The organism is Methanosarcina sp. DH1 (genome assembly GCF_020804205.1).
In the GTDB taxonomy this organism is placed as follows: Archaea; Halobacteriota; Methanosarcinia; order Methanosarcinales; family Methanosarcinaceae; genus Methanosarcina; species Methanosarcina vacuolata.
This window is the reverse complement of the sequence record NZ_WJBJ01000001.1, coordinates 42,594-66,678: the sequence shown is the minus strand read 5'-3', so window position 1 is coordinate 66,678 and position 24,085 is coordinate 42,594. Positions and strand designations below refer to the sequence as shown.

Here is a 24,085-nt window from a genome sequence, read left to right as displayed (position 1 = left end):
TGGAGAAAATATGACTTATATAAAATTATTTGATCCAAATAAAGATTCATCTGTAGAAGTTTCAAATAAAGATTTGTCCGCTGAGACTCTTGTAAATATTGAAAATTTCGGAGATAGATCCAGTAAATCAGTGTATGTATATGATGACAATATTGTCCTAAAAGTGAATATTGCAATTGCAACTGGTAGACCTCTCCTTGTACTTGGTTACAGTGGTTATGGGAAATCCTCACTTGCAAGGAACATAGCCAATGTTTTGGGTTGGCGCTATTATGAAAAAGTGATCACTTCTCGAACACAGGCTCGTGATTTACTTTGGGAAGTCGATATGATTCGTCGTCTTCAAGATGCACACGGGGGTGTGTTAAATAAAGATATCAATCACTATATCCGACCAGGAGTTTTATGGAAGGCTTTTCATCTTAAAAGTGCAATGGAACAGGAAGCAATACCTTTATCTTCATCTTCAGAGTGTTTAAGCTCATCCAAACAAAAGAATTTTGAGAAAAATAATCTTCCAGCAGTTGTTTTACTGGATGAAATTGATAAAGCAGAACCTGATTTTCCAAATAACCTACTAGTTCCCTTGGGTTCTCACTATTTTACTGTCGAGGAAACTGAGAAAGAAGTAAAATGTGATAAAGCTCCTTTGGTAATAATTACAACAAATGGTGAACGTGATCTTCCACCAGCTTTTTTACGACGATGTGTCATCTTGAATTTATTAAAACCAGACTTATTGGAAGTTGGAAAAAAACATTTTGGAGAACATATAAATCTTGTCTTAAAGGTCGCTAGTCTTTTGGGTAATATAGAAATGGATAAAATAGAAACTGAACAGGGTAAGAAACAAATTCAATCTTCCCCACTCAGTCCTGCAGAATTTATCGATTTTGTGAAAGCTTGTATTAACCTAAAAATAGAAAATCCAGCAGAGATTTGGGATATGATCATAGAGTCAATTGAATGGAAACAAGGAAGAAAAGAAAAATGGTAGCTTTTACTAACCCTTCTCGTCACTCTTTAGTTGACTTAATTATAACTTTGAAAAAACTAGCACCTTCTGATAAAGAAACTATAATCGCAATTATGGAGACTTTAGGGATATCTTTTGAACATGAATCTCCAAATCTTGAGCACAGCAAAGACCTTGAGAACATCTCAATATCGCCTAAAGAAGTATACGAACAACTAAACTCAAATGAGTCTATTTTACCTTCATCTCCATCTGAGATCCCACAATCTAATATACAACGATCTGAAATCTTTTCAGAATCTGATAAATCTGTTGTTCCTTTTGTACTTACTCCTCCTGAAAAATCTGAAGCAAACTTACCAGCTTGGTTTTATAATCCTTTGCCATTGAAAAACATTGTAAACCCAAAGGATCCTAATCCAAAGAGTCCAAACCCAAGGAATCCTTTTACTTCTTATCCCTTACTAACATTGTTTAATCCTATCTTAACTCGGTATATATTGGTCAGTACTCTATCCATTTTCGACAACGTTGGACCTCTCGACATTGGTGAAATATTGAGATTAGTCTCGAGGAACGAGCCAATAAAAGAAATTCCAAGACTTCCTTTGCTAACAATGGTTCATGGAGTTCAAGTCCTTATTGATGAGAGCGAAACATTAGAGCCATTTAATAAAGATCAAATAAATCTAAAACGCGAAATTCGAAAGATTGCTGGACCAGACAGAGTTCAGATATTGGGATTTCTTGGTTGTCCTTTGCGAGGAGTAAGACATGGAATATTTGACAGTTGGTCCGAATATCGTCCTCCTCCTAGAAGAACTACTGTTTTACTACTGACAGATCTTGGAATCTTAAGAGATCCATGTATTCTTGATCATGTAGAAGTGGGTGAATGGCTACGTTTTGCTTCAATTATTCGAAAAGCTGGTTGTTCTTTAGTAGCCTTTGTCCCTTATCCTAAAGAAAGATGGCCAAAAATGCTTCAGAATTCTATACGAATAATACAGTGGGATAGAACAACCGTTACACCCAGAATCTTGCAGATCAAAAAAAATAATGTGATTTAAAGGAGATTAACGATGATGAGAGGATATCTACAGGAGCTAATAAATGAGTTCGAAAAAACTCATCAAAATGCTCTTCGCCTTGCTGAAGTGGTTTCTATAGCGGTACGTGTAGAACCTGAACTTCTCCGATTAGCTAGATTAACTCTCGTTCCAGAGGCAAATGCTGGTGATGAAGCTGATCTGTGGTTCAGTCCTCTTGTGAAAGTTAGAAATATACAAGGATTTGTTTTCTATCCAGAAGTTGCTCAAATTTTAAGGATGAGATTAGCGGGAAGGAAAGATCTACTCGACGCTGTATGGGACAAGCTTTTCATTGAAGTTCATAAAGATATTTCCCCAGCTTTGCTTTTAGAAGAAGAGATCACATGGTTAGCCTTGAAAAATCCAAAAGATCCCAAGATAGAAAATCTCCTTCAAAGGACATTAGCTACACTTGTTCAGGATGATGATTTAAACGGAGTTTCGCATTGGTTTTTGCGAGCTATATCTAATCTTCCTAGTTCAATTCAAGATTTGGACATATTTAAGACACTTGAGTTAGGAGCAAACTTACGTGTAGGTGTCGATGATTCATTTTTTATCAAGAATAGAACTAAATTAACAGAAATCCTGCCATATTGGGGATCCTTTTTGTCTTCTAATCTGATAGCAGATTCAATTGGAGTCCGTTTTGTTGAAGATGGAATTGAATTTGGGGATATAGATTCACTGAAAGGCGCCGAAGAACTTAAATTGCCGCCAACAAATCCTTTATTAATTGATGTTTCATGGAGAGAAAAGTCAGGCAAGAAACTAAATGAATTGATTTTGCTGAGACAACATGAAAATAAGTTTTTAAGTCTAGATGTTGACGAAATAGAACTTAATACCTTATCTGGAGAAAAGTACAAATTATATAAAAGGGTACTGAAAGATCCTTCTATTTCATCATCAACACACCAACAGGAATTATATTTAATTCGAGAAGCTTATGAAAATAATCTTAAATTACTAAATTTATCTAATAATGAGTTAACTCATTTACCATTAGAAATCACAAAAATTTGTAATCTAACAGAACTCAATCTATTTTCAAATCTATTGATATCTCTACCACCAGAAATTAGAGAACTAAAGAACCTTACAACACTTGACTTATCCAATAACCAGTTGATCCAAATTCCACCAGAAATTGGTGAACTTAGAAACCTTAAAGAGCTTTTCTTATCCAATAATCATCTAACTGARCTTCCACCTGAAAKTGGAAAACTTAAAAATCTTACAAAACTTTATATAAATAAGAATCAGCTAACTCAGCTACCATCAGAAATTGGTGAACTTAGAAACCTTAAAGAGCTTTTCTTATCCAATAATCATCTAACTGAACTTCCACCTGAAAGTGGAAAACTTAAAAATCTTACAAAACTTTATATAAATAAGAATCAGCTAACTCAGCTACCATCAGAAATTGAGGGACTTAAAAGCCTTACAACACTTGACTTATCCAATAACCAGTTGGCCCAAATTCCACCAGAAATTGGAGAACTAAAAAACCTTACAACACTTGATATATATAATAATCCTCTTACTTCGCCACCTCCTGAAATTGTTTCAATGGGTATTGAAGCTATATTTACTTATCTAAAACAAACAAAAACTACCGAAGATAATGAAGCTAAATTAATATTGATAGGCAATGAAGGAGTAGGAAAAACTTGTCTAGCTCACAGATTAGTTAATGATTTATTTTTGAGAGATTCTGTGGTCACCGAAGGAATAAATATATACAAATGGAAAATTGCTGCCCCAGATTCAGAAAATAGTGAAATCATGTTAAATATCTGGGATTTTGGAGCACGTGAGGTCTATCATGCTACTCACCAATTTTTCATGACAACACGTTCGATATATTTACTTGTATGGAACGCACGGAGAAAAAAGGACTATGATAGCATTTATTATTGGTTGCATACAATTGAGGCTTTTGGAGAAAATAGTCCGATAATACTTGTAATGAGCAAAATGAATGAAATAGACGATGATTTGAATCTAAATGAGCTTAAAAGCCAGTTTTCTCAAATTTCAGGTTATATAAAAATTGACTGCAGTGATGGTAGAGGGATATCTGCTTTAAAAGAATGCATTCGTGAGACTGCTTGGAATCTTCCATTAATGAGAGTCCGATGGGTAAATTCTTGGTATAACGTAAGAGAAAAGCTTGAAAGACTCAAAAGAGATTGGATTACATACGATGAGTTTTGCAAGATATGTGTTTCAGAAGGAGTAGATGATGGAAGTATTGATACATTAGATGGATTCTTACATGATTTGGGAGTAACTCTTCACTTTAGGGATAAAGTAGGATTAGAGAATATTGTGATTTTAAAACCTGAGTGGGCTATTAATGCATTTTATAAGATTTTGTCTAAAGAATCTGTTCTCCATCGCGAAGGTATTTTATTACATAGTGAATTAGGTCAGATATGGGAAAAAAAAGTATACCCTCCAAACATTCACTCCCAACTCATGGACTTAATGAATAAATTTGAGCTTTCTTATGAACTTTCTGACAAAGGGAGCTATCTTATTCCTGAACTATTGCCTAAAACTGCACACAATTTTTTATGGGATGAGAACGAAAATCTTTACTTCTATTACTTATATGACTATTTTTTACCTCCAAGTATTATTACCAGCTTTATAGTACGAATGCATCAGGTAATCGAGACGAAAGAAAATGGTATGCCTCTCTGCTGGAGAGAAGGAGCAGTTTTGAATCTCCAAAATTCGCGTGCTCTTGTAAAGATGAAGCCTGATGAAAAGCAAATCGAAATTAGAATAACAGGTGACAATAAAAGAGGAGCTCTCGGCGCAATTTGCGACCAGCTAGATCAAATAAACGCTTCTATAAAAAAGATAAATGTCAGTAAACAAATCCCTTGCAACTGTTCTGAAAATTGTCCTGAAAGATACTCATATGAAAAGCTGCTAAAAGCTGAAATGAAAAGAGAAGAAACTATTCAGTGCCATGAGAGCTATGAGCATATATCAATTTCATCGTTATTAGATGGCTACAAGAGAAGAGAAGAAGCGTTAAAAGAATATAATGAATTTTCAGGACTACCCGAACAAACACTTGTATTCAGTCCAAAGTTTATGGCAAATTTAGAAGCTAATCAGGTAATAAAAGCTGAACAAAAAATAAATGTTAACATAAATGTCAATATCGATTTAAAGATAGATTTGCCACAGATTCAAAACGAATTTAATAAGCTGAAAAAGGAAATTAAGAACTTAAATCCTGAACTTGGAAGTGAATTGGATGAGATTCAGGATAGCTTAGATGAAGTAAGTGCAAATAGTGAAACGGAAAAATTGAATAAACCTCTTAATAAGGTAAGAAGAATACTTGAAGAATTGAACGATCCTGATTCTAATTACAACAAGGTAATAAAAGGAACTCAAAAAGGCATAGAATATGCGCAAAAGCTTGGCAGAACCTATAACAAATTTGCCCAATGGCTTGCAATGCCTAAAGTTCCAGACCCACTTCTTTGAAAACAATTTTAGTTTAATTTTCACACGTTGACATTAGAAACCTTCACCCAAGCTCAAAAGTCGTGACCCTGTAAACCTTTTCAAGGTTTATATCAGGCTCTTCCCGGCTGAGGCTTAGAGTCTTCTTTTTCTCTCACAAATTTCAAAAACTAATAATTGTTTTAGGGTCCTTCAAAATTAGTGTGTAAATAAAGATACCAAAATGCTTATTTCAGTCTATATACATATAATTAGAATTTCCCAAACAAAAATACATCTCAAAAATCAGAATTTTAAAATAATAACTAAAATTAAGCTTTAAAATGAAAAATTGAGTGTAATAATAGCTTTATTTTTCAACAAACTATATTTATTTATAATTATGGCATTCGATCACATTTTTCCTTTATACATAATTTCGCCTTAAAAACGGACTAATTAGTATATAAATAGGAAATTAAGAGCATATAGTTCCTTTAAATTTAACAAAAATTAGTTTACAGGTGTGTTTTACTCCGGGGAACAACAGGATAATACTTGATTTCAAAAATAAAGCTCATTAATCCTTAAAAAACGAACCAATTTTTAAGGACCCTAAATTGTTTGACATCAGCTTATTGATGGTAAATTTGTATCCGATTGGTATTATATATTTTGACATCATATGTTTATATTATTGGATAAAGAGGGCTAAAACCACAATTCTTTTACGTTGCTTGTCCGACAAAAACTGAAGCTCTATAAAATTTATAATTATTGGCATATTAATGTTCTTATTCACTCCAGGCTAACTAATTAACTAGTGTCAAGAAAACTTAGTTATTGATTATCCAGTAAACTTTGAATCGTTGTACGCTGATGAGAAGTTACCAAGGATTATGCCCAATAATTAACTTGCAATAACAATAGGGTTTAACTTTACAGCTTAGCTTTAGAACATTGACTCTTTAGGCCCCATCTCAGAATAAACTGTGCAGATTTCCAATTGGACGTTTTGATTTTCACTATCAAGGTAACCAATCAAAGTTACAATAAATTATAAGTTGCATAGGTTATTTCGTTGCGGGTACTTAGAATATTGACTCTGCTTTGAATTTCCGTAGTTTGACTGATATCTAATGGATAACGGACAAAAGCCTTAACATCGTTAGTTCGACCTTATTACCGGAGTTTTACCAATTGATTTATAGTTTGAGAACTTAATTCGTAATCTAGAAACCAGTTTCAAACGGACAATTCAAGAAAAATCATAATGAAAAATTGGTTATATGGGCGCTAGTGGGATGAAATTGGTTATATGGGCATGAGTGAAAAAAATTGGTTATACCGCCTTTAATCCATTAATTCCTGCAGGACAAGATATTCTATAAATAGCTTTAACAAAATTAGAGTAATAAGTTACAATTGAAACTGACGCTAAACACTCAGGTTATTCCTATTAAGTGTTTCATACAACTTAAAAGTCTTCAGTATACTTATTCTAGTATACTTTATCCTGTTCCATAAATGGCTCACGTAGATTCACATATGATCCACATATGATCCACATATTCTTCTCATCGAGGTTCAGGATTGCTTCAATTTAAAGCGAAGGAGTTCTCTGTATGGCTGATCATAATGAATTAAAACAGAAAATGTATGAATGGACTCAGAAATATGCAGACAAAGCAGGTTACAGGCTTAACCCTGATAAGGAAGCTCTTGACTATGTGCTTGATGGACTTACAGTTAAGCTTGAAAAATTTGGACGGCGTTATTGCCCCTGCAGAATAGTTACCGGAGATGAAAAGGAAGATCGAAAGATTGTATGTCCCTGTATATATCATAAAGAAGAAGTAGAACGGGACGGAAACTGTCACTGCGAACTTTTCTTCAAAGCGAATTAAATTGAATTCAGCGTATTCGGTTTGCCTGCAAAGAGGCTTCATCAATTTGTTTCCAGAAAATAGGAAAATTTATTTGCGAGATCTTCTAACCCCGAAGGTCCGGAAAGAAAAGCCTGCTGACCTAAGTGCATCAAACTCTTAAGGCTTTCCCGCAAGCCTTTTCAAAAAAGGCTTGACCGAAAACCCCAAGAACCTTTTGAGTTTGATAACCTTATCCCCAAACCCTATCGGCGTGATAAACCGGCGCAACGGTTTGTGATCAACCGGCGCAACGGTTGCAGCACAACCCGTTTTTAAAAAAGGCTTGATTGCAAACTTTTTGAGAAAATATTTGATAGAAAATGTTGCAATGACGTGATAAATCGGAGAAGCAGTTTACAAAAGCTTTTTTAAAAAAGCTTAAGTGAAGACAGTTTTTAAAAAAGCTTAAGTGAAGACAGTTTTTAAAAAAGCTTGAGTGAAGACAGTTTATAAGTGCTTGTGAAGAATTTTTACTGCAATTAAAAAGTAACACCGAAAACAAAAAAGCGAGAGTTTAAGGAAGATTACTTAGATATATTTAATTAAAGGTTATTTAATATACATTTTCAGTGGCACGCTTAATCTTGCTTTTTAATTATACTTCTTAACTTTCATACTCTTTAATTAAAAACTGACACAAAAAATTCGACTCAAGGGTGACCTGTAATGACAAATGCAATGGAACTCTATCAGATGCTTCCAAAGACTAACTGCAAAAAGTGCGGAAAAACCTCCTGTATGGCGTTTGCAGTAGCTCTCATGGCCCACGAGCTCACACCTGAGGATTGCCCGCCTCTTAAAGATGAACCCAAGTACAGAGAAAGCTATGAAAAGATAAGTGAAACCTTCAAACCTTCCGAAGGCGTAACTGAAACCGGGCTTATAGTGCATGAAGACTTGTGTTTTGGCTGTGGAAACTGTGTGGTTGCCTGTCCTCCTAACGTAGCCAATGATCCACACGGAGTAGGTTCGGGAAATGCACCTACGAATCCTAATAAGCTGGTCCTGAGCGTAGAAAACGGCATTGTAAAAGCCCAGAATTTAGAGGAATGTCGACGTTTCGGAAAGAACAAAATTCTATGTAATGGCTGTATAGTAACCTGCCCTGTAGAGGCAATCGAGTTTGTGTGAGGAAGCGGATATGGAGAAAAACTATCATGTATGCACAGGCTGCGGCCTCCTTTGTGACGACATTGAGGTTGAGTCCGAAAATAACACTGTAACTAAAGTTTATACAGCCTGTAGAGTAGGGGTTGCCCATATGAAGGAGGCAAGAAGGGGTGAAGCAGATTTTCTGGTTGATAATAAGCCTGTAGATGAATCTACTGCTATCAGTGAAGCTGCCTCGATCCTTAAAAATGCCAGAAATCCTCTGATCTTCGGGCTTGGGACTTCTACCAGTGAAACCCAAAAAATAGCAATCGAACTTGCAAAGAAAATCAATGCTACTCTTGATGATACCTCCTCTTTCTGCCTGGGCCCTCTAGCTGAGGCTCTTATTCAGGATAAGCTTAAATCCTGTACTCTTGACGATGTAAGGAATAAAGCTGATGTTATTATATACTGGGGAACAGATCCATCGGACTCTCATCCTCGCCAGCTTTCGAAGCATTCCTATTTCCCAAGAGGAATTGAAAAGCAGAGGGGCTGGGAAGAAGAAAGGACAGCCATCGCAATCGATGTCCGAAAGTCACATACTGCAAAAATCTGCGGGAATTATTTCTTCCAGATTCCTCCAAAAGGGGATGCAGAATTTATCGATGCTCTAATTTCAGGGATTTCAGGAAAGCTTCCCAAGACCTCCTACAATTACCCGCCTAAAAAAATCCTTGAGCTGGCAAATATCCTTAAAGGAGCAAAGTTCGGAGTTATTTTTGTAGGACGCGGGCTCATTTACTCGCTTGAAAACCTTGAACCCCTTTTCAAGCTTATGAAAACCCTGAATGAAAAAGCAAATTTCCACCTCATACCAATGATAAGCAGCTATAACACAATGGGCTTTAACGAAAACCTCTTTGCAGAAACCGGATACGTGAACAGTGTAAAGTTCGAAAACGGGACTGTAAAGCATGGGCCTGAGTACTCAGTTGTTGAGTCTCTTAAGGCAAAAACTGTGGATGCAGCCCTTGTAATAGGTTCGGACCCGCTTTTAATCCTTCCCGGATCTATTGCAAAGAGCATGCTGGAGATTCCTGTTATCTCTATGGACCATTGTGAAACCCTGACTTCAAAGCATGCAAAGATCTACATGAATACTGCAATAAACGGAGTAGAAGCAGGGGGAAGTGCTACACGCATGGATAGAGTTAAAGTTAGCTTTGAGCCTGCTATTGAGACAAAGCACCCGTCTGAGGAAGTAATTCTCAAGAAAATAATGGAGGCACTCTGATGGATTTCGGATCTTTTCTTGCAGCTCCCGAAATAAAAGTCAAAGTCATAACTTACAGGGACATCTTTCAGGATAAGGCTATGCTCGAAAACCGCTTTGGGAACGAATACAAAGACCTGTCGGCGGTAATAAAGCTGGACCATGCAGACCTCAAACAGCTGGATGTGAAAAAAGGCGATACAGTAATTTTAAAAAATTCCTTTGGAAGAGTTGTGGTAAAGGCTATGGAATCTGGATACGAAACTCCTCACAAAGGCATCGCATATATGCCCAAAAGCCCCTGGTCCAACATGCTGGTATCAGATGAAACCGGAGGTACAGGAGTACCCAAATTCAAGGATATATCCGTAACCGTTTCCAGTGCAAAAGGGGAAAAAGTAACTGAACTCATGCTTTAAGTGCTTTCCCTAGTAAGATTAACAAATCCCTCAAAAATTGCCGTAAAAGCGGCAAAATTATTTTCTATTCTTTTTTCATAACTTGATTAGCTGCAGATTGGATGAAAGCATGGTTGATGTACTTTTAAAATTTACAAAAGTCTTGAAAAACGGAACTACTTTTTATCGCTTTGAAGGTTTTGAAAATGTGGACTCAAGGTGGGAGCTGCCCTGTGAGTATCTTTCAGGCCCTCATTTTGCAGCCTGGAATGGTGTTTTTCTGTATTCTGGCGGAAATAAGATAAAAACTCTCTGCCCAGGTAACTTGATTTCCTTGAGTGAGTATCAGGAATTGATGGAAATTATTCAAGTAGGAAAACAAAGGCTAAAAGAGATAAAATATAAAATGTATAATTAAAGATCGAGGGTTATTTATATTTGGTTGGTATTATATTTAAGCTTCATATTTTTACATTATGAGAAAAAGAAGTCCAAAACCACAATTTTTTGACGTTGCCTATCCGAACAAAAACTGAAAGCTCTATGGTCTTATTAACCAGGGCAATATTACTGGAAATGGAATTTAAATAAGTTGTGGGAAAAACCAGAGATATCTTACACCGGTGCGGTAAAGTATTCAATGACCACACCGGCACTTTTTATCACGATCTTCGCAAAGATGAGCAAACTATTGATTTATCTCCAAAAATGCCTATGAAAGGCATGAGTATTGAAGCCATTGCCGATGTTTTAGAGATATATCTGCCAGTGTAAAGCGATAGCTCGTGCAGCTGAACAATGGTATCCTCTTCAAACTATATGGGTAAAAGTAAATTTCATGTATGTACTGAAATTGTAAAAATTTAACCAAATCTGAAAACAACCTCAAGCGATGCATTAAAACTTTGTAACCGTATGATAAAATTGTTGCACATTTTTTGAGTTGGAAAATTCCCCATTGAGCTGGAAAATTCCCCATTGAATTTGAAGAGGATACAAAAAGAAATTACTTAAAGGTTTTATCCTTCTGTCTTTGGATTTCAGAAAGGATTTGCACCTTTATCTCAAGCGCAGGAGCGAAGCCAGGTTGCAATTCCAGGGCTCGATTACAGTTTTCAAGTGCTTCTTTCTGTTTACCCATTTCCAAAAGGACAAAACCCCTTATCGCCCAGAGGCGGGGCTCTTCAGGGGCGAGATGAAGCGCCTTATCGTAAACCTTCAGGGCTTCCTCGTACCTGCCTAGCCTGGAAAACAAACTTCCGGTCGAAGTAAGGGCCTCAAGGTATTCAGGCCTGATTCGAAGAGCTGAACTGTAAGCTTCAAGGGCTTCGTCTTCTCTGCCGAGGGCCGAAAGTATGGAGCCTTTTCCTGCCCAGGCTTCAGCATACTCTGGATATCTCCGAAGAATTTTATCGTAGGTTTCCAGGGCTTCTTCAAACCTGCCAAGCCTTGCAAGCACAACTCCTTTGTTGTCCCAGGCAATTTCAAAAGCCGGTTCAAGCTCAATTGTCCTGTCATAAGCCGCAATCGCTTCTTCAAGCAGGCCCAGTTCCGAGAGGATGACGCCTTTGTTATACCAGACCCTGTGGTCTTCAGGAATAATTTTCAGCACCTTTTCGGCAAGCTGCAGGGCAGTTTCAAACCGCCTGGCCTTATACATGAGCACGGCCTTCTGAAAGAGAGCTGTAGCATCCTGGGGATCTTTCTCAAGCTGCTCAGCGCAGGTACGAAGTTCTTCGAAAAGGGGCAAGGAGCCATAAATGTCTCTTACAGCCAGGAAAAGAGGCAGGATTTTGTAGGTGTTTCCATGATAGGTAAGTTCTTTTGCTTCAGTGTTATATAGAAAAGAGGACGATTTTCCTTGATCGAGATCTTCTTCCGATAAACCTTGCTTTTTTTTGTTCCTGAAAGCCTTTTCAATTTCGGGACTATTTTCTATTTCTCCAGCTTTTTTTATTTTTTCGTTATTTTCTATATCCTCAGATTTTTCTGTTCTGTCGGTATTCTCTATTCCTTCAGTATTCTCTATTCCTTCAGTTTTTCCTACTCCTGCTGTCTTCTCTTTCTCTATTCCTTTAATCGCTGCTTTCAGCCCGGAAAAAGCTGTTGGAGAAAGAGGGGAACTATTAGAGACTGAAAGCACAGATCTGAGGTATTTCCCGAGTTTTCTATCATTTTTGTCCCATAAGACCATTGAAGCGCCCTGGCATTCGTGGAGGAATTTTTCCAGGCAGAGCCTCTGGGATGCATGACTCCCGGAACGCTCAAGCGCAGAAAAGGCTGAAATTGCTGCCCTGCAATGTTTCCGAAGTTCGTTCAGGGAAATATTTATTCTGGAAGAGTAAGCCTCCGTTTTAATCCCTCCTTTTCCTTGTTTAGCTATGGTCGGAAAAAGCGTCGCACAGTGAGGTTCGATCAAGTGGTAAAAGCTTGCCTTTTACCGCAACTACAAGTTTTACAGATGATCCTGCCGGAGACTGAGTACCTGGTTTCGGTTCCTGCCTGAGGATCTCTCCTGCCGTAACCCCGATGGGAAGAATTCCTTTTTGCTCAACAATCTCTCCCGCGGTAAGCCCTGCGTCTTCCAGAACTTTAATAGCTTTTTCAAGGGGCTGTCTTATAACATTCGGAACTTCCACGTTTCCTGTGACAGTTCCGGGCCCTGCCCTGGTTTCTGGCACTTCCGTACTTTCTTTTTCTTCGAGCACCTCTTCGAGCAAGTCAATTGCCCCGCTAATACGAAGGAGAGTCTCTTTCAGATTTGTTTTCCGGTCTTCAAGTTCTGCAAGCTTTAATTCGATGTCTTTTAGGATTTTCTGTCCGGATTCGTATTCTGCCCTGAGTTCAGTTAAACGCTGTTCAAGTTTTACTGCCATATTTCTGGATACCCCTTCTGGCTATTTATTTCAATTTTATTCGATCTTTTCCGCTTTATTCAAAACTATTCACTTTATTAAAAATTTAGTCTAATTAAAAATTTTCTTTATTATTTGGAACTTTCTTTCTATTTGGACTCGGCATTTTTTAATTCAAAAAAGCCGCAATTGACGATTTTTACATTATTTTTTTGCATTATTCATTATATTTTTGTATTTATTGTCTGATTTTACCTTTTTGGTTTTATTGATTGCCTTATTGATTGTATTGATTGTTTTATTGATTGTCTTATTGATTGTTTTATTGATTGTTTTATTATTATTTTCTTCTTTATATCAGATGCTTTTTAGCTCTCTGTACATTTCCAGCCCAATACATTTTAAGTTTTATATTTTTACACGCCATCGGATTGAAAAAGAACTATTGACCTGGATTCATATATCCTGAATTCGGCAGGTTAACGCAACTAGAGATATATATTTTCATATTCCTCTCCCATGAAACTCAATATTTTCCAGTGAATTTCTTCCATATTCAGTATTTCTGACTTTGTTTTCCCTTTTTTCAGAGTTATAACTCACTTTTCAAAAATAGAATAAAAACGATATAAATAGACCGCACAATCACTAATTATGTCTAAAATTAGTCCTAATAATAACGATTATGGATAACTTTTATTAGTTTTTAAGTTTTGAAATTGATATGAATAACCCCACACGAAATACTAATATTTTGAATTTGGTACTATGTTTCATGTTCAAACCTATGGTATTTTTGTAATAATTTATCATATATTCTGGCAAATTAGTGAAATTATCTACCATTAAATCCATAAAAATTCAGTCTTCGTTACTATTTCTAAAGATTCTGTTCTCGTTAGAGTCTTAAAGACAGTTTTTCAATGAGGTGATTGCTGCACCATTACCAATAGTTTTCGGTTTTTTTAGCCGGGAATCTAACATCCCCACAAGCCGGCACTCAGTTAAAAATTATTGAATGTCTTATATAGTTGCCGTTAAATAATATGCGAGCCATAGGATACTTACAGGAGTATTAAATTCATTGCTCCCCTTTCCGGACGAAATTGCAAGGGGCTATCCGGTAAGGGAAAAATTGAGGGGGTGCAATATTGAAATATGTAAACAAATATGGTAAGCTATTGCTCAGTGCATATATCATGAAGAAAATGAAGTCAGTCAGGTCTCCAGGAAAGAAAGGAATATTACGTAAATATGCTAAGCTGGCCCTTGGTGCATATCTTCTGAATAAACTCCGGTCAGAAAGGCTTGAAAAGGAAGTCGAAGCCAAATTTGAGCCGGAAGAAGTAATGCTTAGTGAAGCAAAAGAAGTGGAAAAAGGTAAGGGGAGACCTTCAATGAAAATGGGCAAAATAATTCTTGGTGTTCTGGCAGGTACAACACTCTTATACGCTGTTAAAAGGCATGCTGCTAAAAAAAGAAAGCATAGAATCGAAGTGGAATGAGCCTGGAGGAGGGTAGACCTGCACAAAATAAATAAATGGTGTAAAATCCTGATGGGTGTACTTGCAGGAGCTGCCATTATACATGCCGTTAAAAAATATATGTGCTGCAACAGAGTTATTCCAGGATCTTTTAAATCTTTTTCCACTTATTTCAAGCACAGACAAATTCCTCCAAAGGTAAAATCCATCTATCCTGACAGACAAACCTTTGCTTTCAGGCATGACCACCCTATCTGGGTCGAGTTCGATAAGCCTATGAACAATGCAACCATTACGAAAGAAACCGTAATAGTTAGAAGTTCTGCATCAAAAGAGCCTGTGGACGGATTACTGGACATAGGGTCCAGAATGCTAATGTTCCGCCCTTATGGGGAATATCCTATGGACGAATCAGGTGCCAAAATAACAATTACTTTACTTGGGAGCGAAACCGGATCAGGATTCATAATGGATGAGCGTGGTATTGCTCTGGATGGAGATGAAGACGGAAAGCCTGGCGGAAACTATGAATATACTTACAAGATTATAAGATAATTATAAGATAAAATTGAGAGACTTTTTATTATTTTCTGGTCTCTTCAGATTTCCACTTTAAATCGTGCAAAACAATAAAATTTTAATTTTATAAAAATAAATTATTTTTTATAATAAAAGGGCCGAGATTCGGCAGGTCGCCATAAAGAACTTAAATCGTTTTTTGATATCTTTTTAGAACATATGATAATTTGCATTAGATTTAAAACTGGTTAACTTGTAGCTTAACTTCCACGACACATATAAACATTGAACTGCGTTCCTTCTATAAATCTAACCTGAGGAATCAAGTATCTCTATAAAGTCCGGGCTGTCAGACCGGGTTGAGTTAATCTTTCTTCTCGGATCAATAATTTTTACTGTTTTGAAATGGATTTCCCGAAACCAAAAACATAATGAAATCGATATCATTGCGATCAGTGTACCTATTGTGGATGACAGAAAAAAGCTATAGCGCACCTTAATCCTCAACCCCTCTGGTTAAGTTTCAAACTAAAGATCGAATTTTCAGTACATATTTTGCCATCATTTCCTCTTCATAGTCTTATTCTATATATTATTGGATTCTAAGTTATATTTCTTTAGTTATTATATGTCAACAGTAATAATCTATTTATGACACCCAGAGGCTTTTTCCTGATTTATGAGTCTTTGCTTAATAACAGTAGGTGCCAGTGAAATCAATGTTATAGAAAGGGGGTAATTAAACACGCACGAAGGAATGATGGGGCAAAGTCATATGCATCATTGCGGCTCGATGCCTGAAATTTGGGAAATGCTAACTGATGAACAGAAAAAAGAAATTGCACTAATGAAGATGGATATGAAAATCCAATGGTTAGAAATGAAAATCAGCGAAATGGAAAATATGATTAAGTTAAAGAAAAAAGCCATCGAGAATATTAAAAAGTTCCAGCAAACGATGAGAAAATAAGATTTAAGGATATCGAGAGTGTCAAACGCCACGCTGCTTGCCCACGCCGTTCCTGGGGAAGAATTTCATCGCACCATTTTCGCTCAAGCTTTTTTGAAAATGCTTGTGATCACGCCGACAGGGTTTGAGGATAAGGTTCTCCAACTCAAATGCTCATCGGGTTTTCGGTCAAGTTTTTTAAAAGGGTTGTTTGAAAAGGCTTATGAGCAAGCAGTTTTTCAAAAGGTTTGTTGAAAAGGCCTTGTATTTTTAGTTATTTTCTCCTTTTAATCTCTTCAAGTATACTCTTTTGCGTTTCTGCAATCTCTTTTAACGTTGCATTGATTTCTACCATCAGTTCGGTTGTATTTTTTGTTATCCCGATTTCCTGAGTTTCCTCGGGGGAACTGTCGTTTTGCTCCTGTTCTTCCTCCTGGAGTTCACGTAAGAGTTGTCCCATTGCTCCAAACTCACGGCTTTTGTCAGAGATAGCTATCGTTTTATCTTCCTGATTCATGGCTTTAACAATGCTGCAAAATGTAGAAATAATTTCCGATATGCTACGAAATCTATTTTTCCGGGTCAAATCATCCAGGACTTTCAGTCTGAACTTGAAACCCGGATAGAAATTCAGATTCTCTTTTCCATAAAGATTATTTGGATAATATTAACCATATGTGACTAAAAAAATTCGTTCTTCGTTTTTAAGAGTCAGGTTTAAATAGAACTGTAACATTATATTAGATGGGCAGTGGGGAAAAATAGCGTATGTAACGGGATCTCTCTAAATTGGATAAAACCTCTATCATGAACCCCACACCCTACAGGTTATAAAAAAGATACTTTTTTGGAATATTTCTAAATGTTTCGAAATGTTTCTTAATGTTTCTATTCGCACTCTAGTTTTCGATATTTTCTGCGGGAGGCTTATGCTTTAATGAGTCAATAATCTATCAGGAACAAGGCCACTGAGAGCAATATGTACCCAAAAAACCAGTCGACAAAAAGAGTTAAGAGTGGTGATGAGGCAGCAGACGAGTAAAATACGAGTTTCACAGTACCTCATGAGTTTCTTATATTACACTATAAAAATATTGATATCTGTTGGCAGATAAGTTAAACAATTAAAGCTTATGCCACCGTTACACTCTTATCGTGAAAAAAACTTGTCTTGAATTGTTTTATTGTCGCGATCTGTTTTTCTGTTATATTAAATCGATAATTACAAAGACTCATAAAACAAAAACTTTATATGCAAATTTTACGTACTTCTTCCAGACAGCATTGTACATAGATGAACATCGCCTTTTCCGTGGCGTAAAATTGCGGTAAAAGACTTTAAAATAGATTTTCAAATTCTCAAAATGACTTTAATAAATAGCTTGAGAATTCAAATTCTTTTCAACTTTAATTATTTCCTTCTAGATTTATCAAACTGTTAAAATATTACCCTGAATTCGAGATGAGTTTATTGACTGATAAAAAACTGTTAATGGGTAATGAAGCCATCGCACTTGGAGCCATAGAAGCCGGCGTCCAGGTGGTTACAGGGTATCCCGGAACTCCCTCAACCGAGGCTCTGGAAACGATTGCCCGGTATGCAAACAGATGCGGAATCTATGCCGAGTGGTCCAGCAATGAAAAAGTTGCACTTGAAACAGCCGTTGGAGCAGCTTATTCCGGGGCAAAGGCACTTGTAACCATGAAGCAGGTAGGGCTAAACGTTGCATCCGATCCTCTTATGAGCCTGAGCTATATAGGGGTAAAAGGAGCCCTTGTCCTGCTCGTTGCCGACGATCCCGGGCCTCATTCTTCCCAGACTGAGCAGGATACTCGGGCTTTCGGGCATTTTGCAAATATCCCTGTCCTGGACCCTGCAACCCCTCAGGAAGCCTACGAACTGACAAAGCTTGCTTTTGAGCTTTCGCATGAATTCGAAATTCCCGTTATCCTGAGAACTACCACGCGGGTCTCCCACAGTTGCGGGGATGTAGAGGTAGGATCTGCAGAACCTGCTCCGGTTGAAGCTATTGAGGGTGGCTTTGTAAAAGATAGGCGGTGGACGATCTTTCCGAAGCTTACTGCCGAACGGCACCCCTGGCTTGAAAATGTGCAGGAAAAGTTTTCCGAACGCTTTTCCGAGCTTTCCTTCAATTCGGCATCGGGATCGGGAAAAATAGGGATTATTGCTTCAGGCGTCTCAGCCCTTTATGTAAAGGAGGCTATAGAAGCTGTAAGGGGTTTTGAAGAGCTGTTTACGCTCTTCAGGGTCGGGACGGTGTATCCGTTTCCGGAAAAGGCAGCCCTTTCTTTCCTGAAAGGCATTGACTGGCTGATCGTGGCCGAAGAGCTTGACCCTTATCTTGAAGAACAGGTGCTCCAGCTTATAGGAAAAGCCCATCTGCATGTTGATGTTTATGGAAAGAAGAACGGCTTTTTCCCAGTGAGTGGGGAATACAATGTGGATATTGTCATTGACAGCATCAACCGCGCACTTGCAGCGTATGGGGAAAGTTTGCGCCTTTCTCATGCTTCCCCTGCTGTGTCAAAAGAAAAGCTTCCTCCACTTCCGATCCGGGCCCCTACCCTCTGTGCCGGTTGCATGCACAGAAATGTTTTTTACGCTTTCAAACAGGCTGCAAAACAGCTTAAAAAAGAGGCTCAAGCTGATACGATTTTCTCAGGAGATATTGGCTGCTACACCCTTGGAAACGCCTATCCCCTTAACATGGTCGATACCTGCCTCTGCATGGGTGCAGGGATAAGCCTTGCAGGCGGGCTCTCCCGTACTAACCCAAAGGCAAAAAATGTGGCCTTTATCGGGGATTCTACTTTTTTCCACTCAGGCATTCCTGCAGTGATAAACGCTGTCTATAACGGAGCTGACATTACCCTTGCAGTCCTTGACAACCGCACAACTGCAATGACAGGACACCAGCCCCATCCAGGTGTAGGCTTAACCGTACTTGGAAATGCCTCAAAGGCCATTGAGATTGCAGACGTTGTTCGGAGCTGTGGGGTTGAATTTGTAAGGACAGTAAATACTATAGAACCGGACAGCCTGGAGAGTTGCGTAAAAGCCGCAAAGGAAGCCATGAATTTCAATGGGCCATCGGTTCTGGTCTTCAAAGGCAAGTGTGTAGGGATTACAAAACCCGACAAATACTACACAATAAAACCTGAAGTCTGCACAGGCTGTGGTTTCTGTATAAAAGAGCTCGGCTGCCCTGCGCTTAACCTTGCTGGGGATAAGCCTGTCATACAGGACAACTGCAGCGGCTGCGGGCTCTGTGCACAGATCTGCCCATCGGAAGCCATCTGTATAGGAGGCGTAAAGCTGTGAAATATGATATTCTTATTGCAGGCGTTGGTGGGCAGGGTGTTGTGCTTGCTTCCCGCTTGCTTGCACTTGCTGCGATGAAAGCCGGATTCCACGTAAGCACTGCCGAAACCATAGGCATGTCTCAGAGGGAAGGTTCGGTCAGCAGCCATATAAGGATAGGAGACGAAGTTTCCGGGTCACTTATTCCCATCGGACAGGCAGACCTGCTTTTAGGCCTGGAACCTGCAGAAACCGTACGAAACCTGCCTTTTCTTAAGGAAGGCGGAAAGGTTCTGGTAAATACCCATGCCATCCCGCCGGCATCAAGGCCGCCTGGAAGCCCTGAGTATGACCCTGCAGCTTTGATCTCATTTTTGTATGTATACTACCCTGATATTCTCTGCTCGGATTTCACAGAGCTTGCAGACAAGGTAGGGACATACAGAGCTGCAAATGTTGCAATGCTTGGAGCGGCTGCAGGCGCACGAGTACTACCTTTTCCGGAAGAAATTCTAAAGGCAGTACTGGATGCCGAAATCCCTGAAAAATACAGGGCTGTAAACGATGCAGCATTCGAACGCGCAAGGAAATGTATTAGATCTGTCTCCAGCACCTGAACTGAGGAGCAGAAGGTGAAATGATATGTATGAAGCACCCACTGAGGCTGAACTTGATCCCAATGTACAGCTTTACCATCCCAAAATCTCGGAAGAAGATACCTTTGCAAAATTGAAGGCACTGCTGAAGCGCGTAGTTGAAAATAGTCCTTTTTACCAGAAAAAGTTCAGGGAAGCAAATGTCAATATCGAGGATATAAGGTCGCTTGATGACATGAAACTTCTTCCCTTTACGAATAAAGAAGAACTCAGAGACGCTTACCCTCTTGGGTTACAGTCCGTGCCTGACTCAGAAGTCGTAAGGATCCATTCCTCGTCCGGGACTACAGGAAAACCCATAATTATTCCTTACACCCGAAAAGATGTGGATGTCTGGGCCGAGATGATGATGCGCTGCTACATGCTGGCAGGCCTTACCAATCAGGACAGGATCCAGATTACCCCGGGTTACGGGCTCTGGACTGCAGGAATAGGGTTCCAGCTTGGTGCTGAGCGCCTTGGGGCAATGGCCATACCTACAGGCCCGGGAAATACCGAAAAACAGCTTGAGCTGTTTGTTGACCTGAAATCCACAGCCCTTGCAAGTACTTCCTCTTATGCGCTTTTGCTTGCTGAAGAGATTGAAAAGCGCGGGCTTAAGTCTCAGATTCAACTCCGAAAAGGCATTATAGGTTCGGAGCGCTGGAGCGAAAAGATGCGCAGCCGAATCGAAAACGAGCTGGGGATAGAGACTTTTGATATTTACGGGCTGACCGAGATATACGGGCCAGGAATAGGCCTTGATTGTTCTCTTCACGAAGGCGTCCATTACTGGTCTGACCACTTGCTCTTTGAAATAATTGATCCTATTACGGGCGAGCAGCTTCCTGACGGCACGCTTGGAGAACTTGTAATTACGACTCTCACAAAGGAAGGGGCTCCCCTCATCCGCTACAGGACAAGAGACCTGACCCGGATAATTCCTGGGCTCTGTAAATGTGGTTGTCCTTTTCCGAGAATTGACAGGATCCTTGGCAGGTCGGACGACCGCATAAAGTTCAAGGCTGTAAATATCTACCCTGGCCAGATCGAAGACCTTGTCCACAGGATTCCTGGCGTAAGCAGCGAATACCAGATCCTGCTTACCCGTAAGGACGGAAGGGACAGCATGATTTTCAGGGTAGAGATCGAAGATGCAGAAGACCCCGCAAAGAAAGCAAAAACCGAAAAAGCTCTCGGAAAAGCTTTCAAGGACTTTATAGGCGTAACCGTTGACGTTATGGGCGTAAAGATAGGGGAACTTCCTCGCAGTATGAAAAAGACAAAAAGAGTAATTGATGAAAGGGAACTGTGAAATCCCCTTTTGACCTTTCATCCTCAATTTTTTTATTCAATTCATTTTTACTTGATTTTCTCATCAACCGGCTAATTGCTTAATCGTCAATATCTTTTGCCCGGCATTTTACGCTATTCAACTATTTTACGGCCTAGTCAACTTTATCTCCCTCTGTATGGGATAATTTTTCAGTTGCCTTCTTTTCGTTTTCAAGATCGGTTTTATATACAATAGTCCTGTAAGGGTACGGGATTTCTACTCCTTCCTTATCAAAACGCTTTTTAATAGCTTCCCTGATTTCACATCCTGAACTGTACGCAACACTCCTGTCTTTGAACCAGACATTCATGCGGAGATTTACGGAAGACTCCCCCAGTTCGACAACGTTTACTTTAACTTCTCCTCTCTCCCTGAAGTCCGGGTCCACGGGATGAAGCACCGGAGGGTCAATAAATCCCATTCTAAGAGTTTCGGACTTGAGTAAGCTGGGTTTTACAACGCTATACTGAACTTCCTGAGGGGGCATTACATTGGGATGTTTTCGGGCTTCTTCGATCATGATCTTTCTCGCCTGGTCAATGTCGGCATCATAGCTTATTCCGACGTCTATTGGCCAGATTACTGCAGGGTCTTCTATAGTCCAGTTAATTATCGCTTCATTGCTGATCATGGAATTCGGGATTATAAGCCGCCTGTTATCCCAGGTTATGATGACAGTGTGCCTGAGATTAAGGTCCGTAACTTTTCCATATTCATTCATAATATCAAGCCGATCTCCAACCCTGAAAGGTTGAAAAACGGCAAGGGAAATACCTGCGATTATATTGCTCAGTGTGTTCTGGGCCGCAAAACCGATAACTATGCCTGCAATCCCTGCTCCGGTAAAGAGGGCAACCGAAAGGTTTCGAAGACTGGGAATGCTGAAAATAACAACAACAATCCCCATAAAATAAATTAATGCGACCACAATATGCCTGAACATCCGGAAGGATGTCGGGTCCATATGCAGCCTGTTACTTACTTTTATGAAATGGTGTTCCAGAAGACTGTTTACGTTCCGTGCAACAATGGCAGTGATCAGGCCAATAAAAAGTATGAATAAAAATGTACCGAAGTTATTTGAAAACCACGTAAATGCCTGCCCTAATACTGTGTCAAAATAAGACATATTCTCTGCAAAAGAAGTGTGGTTATCGGGGGTTTCCATGCCATGCTTGATTGGCAAGAAGCTTTAAATAAATATTGATTTAAAAAAGATGAAAACTGTATAAAAGTGGAAACTGTATAAAAGTGGAAACTGTATCAAATTATTATTAGGCAAAGAAAGTTTTTCCAGCCTGAATATTCAGGAAATTTAAGCGAAATGAATTCCAAAATATAGATTAGTAAACCGAAAAAAGTAGTTTCGTGAACGGAAAATTCCTTCTCCGTGTTCCATAGGGTTTTTTAGTTCATTTATAGGGTTTTTTAGTTCCTTTCTTTTCTACCTTTTTACCATCTTATCCTATCCTTCTTTACCTCTTTACCGTCTCATCCTACCCTTCTTTACCTCTTTACATCTCATCCTATCCTTCTTTACATCTCATCCTATCTGGTTTTACCTTTCAGTCTCCTCAGGCATACAGGTTTTGTTCCAGGAAAGGTTATGTGAAAAATAGACTCGATTAATCAGGACTGGAAAGAGTTGTCCTAAATAAATGAAAGAAAGGAATTACTTCCTTTCTTTGGCATATGCAACAATTGCGTCTTTAACTCCGTATTTAAATGCAATCACAACTGCAAGTCCCCATGCAAGTGGCCCTAAGAACAGGTAGAGTATGCTCGTATTAACCAGCATAGTATCCAGAGCAAGCAAGATTACTATCAGATACAGGAAGCCTCTTAGAAGAGGGAAAAAGATGTTTACCTCTTCGACGTTAATGCCTTTAAAAGCACCGGAAATATAGTCCATGACCACATCAATGGAAAGGAATCCGAGTATCAGGATCAAGATACCTGTAAAAAGGCGTGGCAGGTACTGAGTAATATCTATAAATAACTGAGTAATCATGGTCAACTCTAAGATATTAGATGCAATTGAGAGAAATATCAGGTACCCAAATAGCCTTATCAGTCCAGATACAGTTCCTGATACTGTCAGTCCTCCAGATTTGACTGAGGATCCAAAAGCTGTTTCTTCAAATTTTTCATCTACTCCTGTTGAAACAAGTACTTTTTTGGCCAGGTCACTAATGAAGTCCACTATCAACAGACCAATGAGTAGCACGATGAAAGCGGAGACCATAAGCGGGATATAGAGTACGATCATGCTGACGAAATTATTCACCGCCTGGATATTCAGCAGGTCCAGAATGATCATAGCAAAGACGATGTAGATGAACCACCTGATTACGGCGTCAAAAAAACCTACCGTACTCATCTGCGCTCGTTTTATCATTCCACCAATTATGGTTTTGTCGACAAGGTCATCGAGTCCGACTTTATCCAGAAACCTTGCTCCGAGCTTTCCAAGAAAAGTTCCTACTATTTTTCCTACGATAATCAATATGAGTATCGCCACTAAAGTAGGAATGAATGCAATAAACTGATCAATTATGTTGATAAAACTATTCGTAATTTCAGTTCCAACCAAATTAACCACTCCCTAGATCTTTGTCCTAAAAATGACAATTTTTCCAGTCCCCAATTCCTGGAAAAACGTTTATATAATTATTTTATTATTATATCCACCAAATAATACATATATTTATCTGAAATTTGCCTGCAAGCGTTTAAAATGCCTTTTTTTG

The 24,085-nt window shown here is 38.8% G+C and carries 20 protein-coding genes and 1 pseudogene; 16 read left to right on the top strand and 5 right to left on the bottom strand.

All coding sequences use genetic code 11. The annotated features are described in order from the left end of the window. Window positions 1–10 precede the first annotated feature (10 nt). From FXW07_RS00275 to FXW07_RS00235, 9 genes and pseudogenes are all read left to right on the top strand, one after another. A complete protein-coding gene (locus tag FXW07_RS00275) occupies window positions 11–997 on the top strand; it encodes a MoxR family ATPase (protein WP_229393204.1) in 987 nt (328 codons plus the stop codon). Then, complete coding sequence (locus tag FXW07_RS00270) at window positions 967–2,046, top strand: hypothetical protein (protein ID WP_229393202.1); 1,080 nt, start codon at window positions 967–969, stop codon at window positions 2,044–2,046. The genes FXW07_RS00275 and FXW07_RS00270 overlap by 31 nt, the downstream gene beginning before the upstream one ends. A 12-nt stretch (window positions 2,047–2,058) precedes the next feature. Then, the gene (locus FXW07_RS00265; protein ID WP_229393200.1) at window positions 2,059–5,583 is read left to right on the top strand and encodes a COR domain-containing protein; all 3,525 of its coding nucleotides are present in this window, start codon (window positions 2,059–2,061) and stop codon (window positions 5,581–5,583) included. A gap of 1,583 nt (window positions 5,584–7,166) precedes the next feature. Continuing rightward, complete coding sequence (locus FXW07_RS00260) at window positions 7,167–7,448, top strand: ferredoxin-thioredoxin reductase catalytic domain-containing protein (RefSeq protein ID WP_048120764.1); 282 nt, start codon at window positions 7,167–7,169, stop codon at window positions 7,446–7,448. Window positions 7,449–8,135: 687 nt separating this feature from the next. After that, a complete protein-coding gene (locus FXW07_RS00255; RefSeq protein ID WP_048120766.1) occupies window positions 8,136–8,600 on the top strand; it encodes a (Fe-S)-binding protein in 465 nt (154 codons plus the stop codon). A 10-nt stretch (window positions 8,601–8,610) separates the two neighbouring features. Further along, window positions 8,611–9,858, top strand: a complete 1,248-nt coding sequence (locus tag FXW07_RS00250) for a formylmethanofuran dehydrogenase subunit B (protein ID WP_229393198.1) — start codon at window positions 8,611–8,613, stop codon at window positions 9,856–9,858. Continuing rightward, the gene (locus FXW07_RS00245) at window positions 9,858–10,256 is read left to right on the top strand and encodes a molybdopterin dinucleotide binding domain-containing protein (RefSeq protein WP_229393196.1); all 399 of its coding nucleotides are present in this window, start codon (window positions 9,858–9,860) and stop codon (window positions 10,254–10,256) included. Before FXW07_RS00250 ends, FXW07_RS00245 begins: the two co-directional genes overlap by 1 nt. A 109-nt stretch (window positions 10,257–10,365) precedes the next feature. Then, window positions 10,366–10,653, top strand: a complete 288-nt coding sequence (locus FXW07_RS00240) for a hypothetical protein (protein ID WP_229393194.1) — start codon at window positions 10,366–10,368, stop codon at window positions 10,651–10,653. A gap of 58 nt (window positions 10,654–10,711) precedes the next feature. Next, window positions 10,712–11,034 (top strand): annotated as a pseudogene (locus FXW07_RS00235) (IS1 family transposase); the annotation flags it as partial. Window positions 11,035–11,241: 207 nt separating this feature from the next. Here the strand turns inward: FXW07_RS00235 and FXW07_RS00230 are convergent. Beyond that, on the bottom strand, window positions 11,242–12,654 hold the full coding sequence (locus FXW07_RS00230) for a tetratricopeptide repeat protein (protein WP_229393192.1): 1,413 nt from the start codon (window positions 12,652–12,654) through the stop codon (window positions 11,242–11,244). Continuing rightward, a complete protein-coding gene (locus FXW07_RS00225; RefSeq protein WP_229393190.1) occupies window positions 12,611–13,111 on the bottom strand; it encodes a PASTA domain-containing protein in 501 nt (166 codons plus the stop codon). The genes FXW07_RS00230 and FXW07_RS00225 overlap by 44 nt, the downstream gene beginning before the upstream one ends. 1,130 nt (window positions 13,112–14,241) lie before the next feature. Between FXW07_RS00225 and FXW07_RS00220 the strand changes: the two genes are divergently transcribed. The 4 genes from FXW07_RS00220 to FXW07_RS00205 all read left to right on the top strand — a co-directional run bounded on the left by FXW07_RS00220 (window position 14,242) and on the right by FXW07_RS00205 (window position 16,297). Continuing rightward, the gene (locus tag FXW07_RS00220; RefSeq protein ID WP_229393188.1) at window positions 14,242–14,595 is read left to right on the top strand and encodes a hypothetical protein; all 354 of its coding nucleotides are present in this window, start codon (window positions 14,242–14,244) and stop codon (window positions 14,593–14,595) included. 51 nt (window positions 14,596–14,646) lie between these two features. Beyond that, complete coding sequence (locus FXW07_RS00215; RefSeq protein ID WP_229393186.1) at window positions 14,647–15,129, top strand: Ig-like domain-containing protein; 483 nt, start codon at window positions 14,647–14,649, stop codon at window positions 15,127–15,129. 721 nt (window positions 15,130–15,850) lie between these two features. After that, on the top strand, window positions 15,851–16,063 hold the full coding sequence (locus FXW07_RS00210; RefSeq protein ID WP_229393184.1) for a hypothetical protein: 213 nt from the start codon (window positions 15,851–15,853) through the stop codon (window positions 16,061–16,063). 18 nt (window positions 16,064–16,081) lie between these two features. Next, window positions 16,082–16,297, top strand: coding sequence for a hypothetical protein (locus tag FXW07_RS00205; RefSeq protein WP_229393182.1), 216 nt, complete (start codon window positions 16,082–16,084; stop codon window positions 16,295–16,297). Window positions 16,298–16,316: 19 nt separating this feature from the next. On the opposite strand, the gene FXW07_RS00200 is transcribed toward FXW07_RS00205, so the two are convergent. Beyond that, window positions 16,317–16,559: a hypothetical protein gene (locus tag FXW07_RS00200; protein WP_229393180.1), complete on the bottom strand. Its 243-nt coding sequence runs from the start codon at window positions 16,557–16,559 to the stop codon at window positions 16,317–16,319. Window positions 16,560–17,504: 945 nt separating this feature from the next. Here FXW07_RS00200 and iorA point away from each other — a divergent pair. The 3 genes from iorA to FXW07_RS00185 are packed head-to-tail and all read left to right on the top strand — an operon-like array spanning window position 17,505 to window position 21,314. Continuing rightward, window positions 17,505–19,385 (top strand): indolepyruvate ferredoxin oxidoreductase subunit alpha, encoded by a 1,881-nt coding sequence (iorA, locus tag FXW07_RS00195; RefSeq protein ID WP_229393179.1) that lies wholly within the window; start codon window positions 17,505–17,507, stop codon window positions 19,383–19,385. After that, window positions 19,382–19,981, top strand: a complete 600-nt coding sequence (locus FXW07_RS00190) for an indolepyruvate oxidoreductase subunit beta (protein WP_048120785.1) — start codon at window positions 19,382–19,384, stop codon at window positions 19,979–19,981. The genes iorA and FXW07_RS00190 overlap by 4 nt, the downstream gene beginning before the upstream one ends. Before the next feature lie 25 nt (window positions 19,982–20,006). Next, window positions 20,007–21,314: a phenylacetate--CoA ligase gene (locus FXW07_RS00185; RefSeq protein WP_229393178.1), complete on the top strand. Its 1,308-nt coding sequence runs from the start codon at window positions 20,007–20,009 to the stop codon at window positions 21,312–21,314. Window positions 21,315–21,447: 133 nt separating this feature from the next. Here FXW07_RS00185 and FXW07_RS00180 read toward each other — a convergent pair whose 3' ends face one another. Continuing rightward, complete coding sequence (locus FXW07_RS00180; protein ID WP_229393177.1) at window positions 21,448–22,503, bottom strand: mechanosensitive ion channel family protein; 1,056 nt, start codon at window positions 22,501–22,503, stop codon at window positions 21,448–21,450. A gap of 504 nt (window positions 22,504–23,007) precedes the next feature. Beyond that, window positions 23,008–23,928, bottom strand: a complete 921-nt coding sequence (locus FXW07_RS00175; protein WP_229393176.1) for a hypothetical protein — start codon at window positions 23,926–23,928, stop codon at window positions 23,008–23,010. Window positions 23,929–24,085 lie beyond the last annotated feature (157 nt).

Excerpts from the sequence above, each read along its gene's own strand:
- FXW07_RS00275 (WP_229393204.1), top strand. The coding sequence starts at position 11 with ATGACTTATATAAAATTATTTGATCCAAATAAAGATTCATCTGTAGAA.
- FXW07_RS00270 (WP_229393202.1), top strand. The coding sequence starts at position 967 with ATGGAAACAAGGAAGAAAAGAAAAATGGTAGCTTTTACTAACCCTTCT.
- FXW07_RS00260 (WP_048120764.1), top strand. The coding sequence starts at position 7,167 with ATGGCTGATCATAATGAATTAAAACAGAAAATGTATGAATGGACTCAG.
- FXW07_RS00255 (WP_048120766.1), top strand. The coding sequence starts at position 8,136 with ATGACAAATGCAATGGAACTCTATCAGATGCTTCCAAAGACTAACTGC.
- FXW07_RS00250 (WP_229393198.1), top strand. The coding sequence starts at position 8,611 with ATGGAGAAAAACTATCATGTATGCACAGGCTGCGGCCTCCTTTGTGAC.
- FXW07_RS00245 (WP_229393196.1), top strand. The coding sequence starts at position 9,858 with ATGGATTTCGGATCTTTTCTTGCAGCTCCCGAAATAAAAGTCAAAGTC.
- FXW07_RS00240 (WP_229393194.1), top strand. The coding sequence starts at position 10,366 with ATGGTTGATGTACTTTTAAAATTTACAAAAGTCTTGAAAAACGGAACT.
- FXW07_RS00225 (WP_229393190.1), bottom strand. The coding sequence starts at position 13,111 with ATGGCAGTAAAACTTGAACAGCGTTTAACTGAACTCAGGGCAGAATAC.
- FXW07_RS00215 (WP_229393186.1), top strand. The coding sequence starts at position 14,647 with ATGGGTGTACTTGCAGGAGCTGCCATTATACATGCCGTTAAAAAATAT.
- FXW07_RS00210 (WP_229393184.1), top strand. The coding sequence starts at position 15,851 with ATGATGGGGCAAAGTCATATGCATCATTGCGGCTCGATGCCTGAAATT.
- FXW07_RS00200 (WP_229393180.1), bottom strand. The coding sequence starts at position 16,559 with ATGAATCAGGAAGATAAAACGATAGCTATCTCTGACAAAAGCCGTGAG.
- iorA (WP_229393179.1), top strand. The coding sequence starts at position 17,505 with ATGAGTTTATTGACTGATAAAAAACTGTTAATGGGTAATGAAGCCATC.
- FXW07_RS00185 (WP_229393178.1), top strand. The coding sequence starts at position 20,007 with ATGTATGAAGCACCCACTGAGGCTGAACTTGATCCCAATGTACAGCTT.
- FXW07_RS00180 (WP_229393177.1), bottom strand. The coding sequence starts at position 22,503 with ATGGAAACCCCCGATAACCACACTTCTTTTGCAGAGAATATGTCTTAT.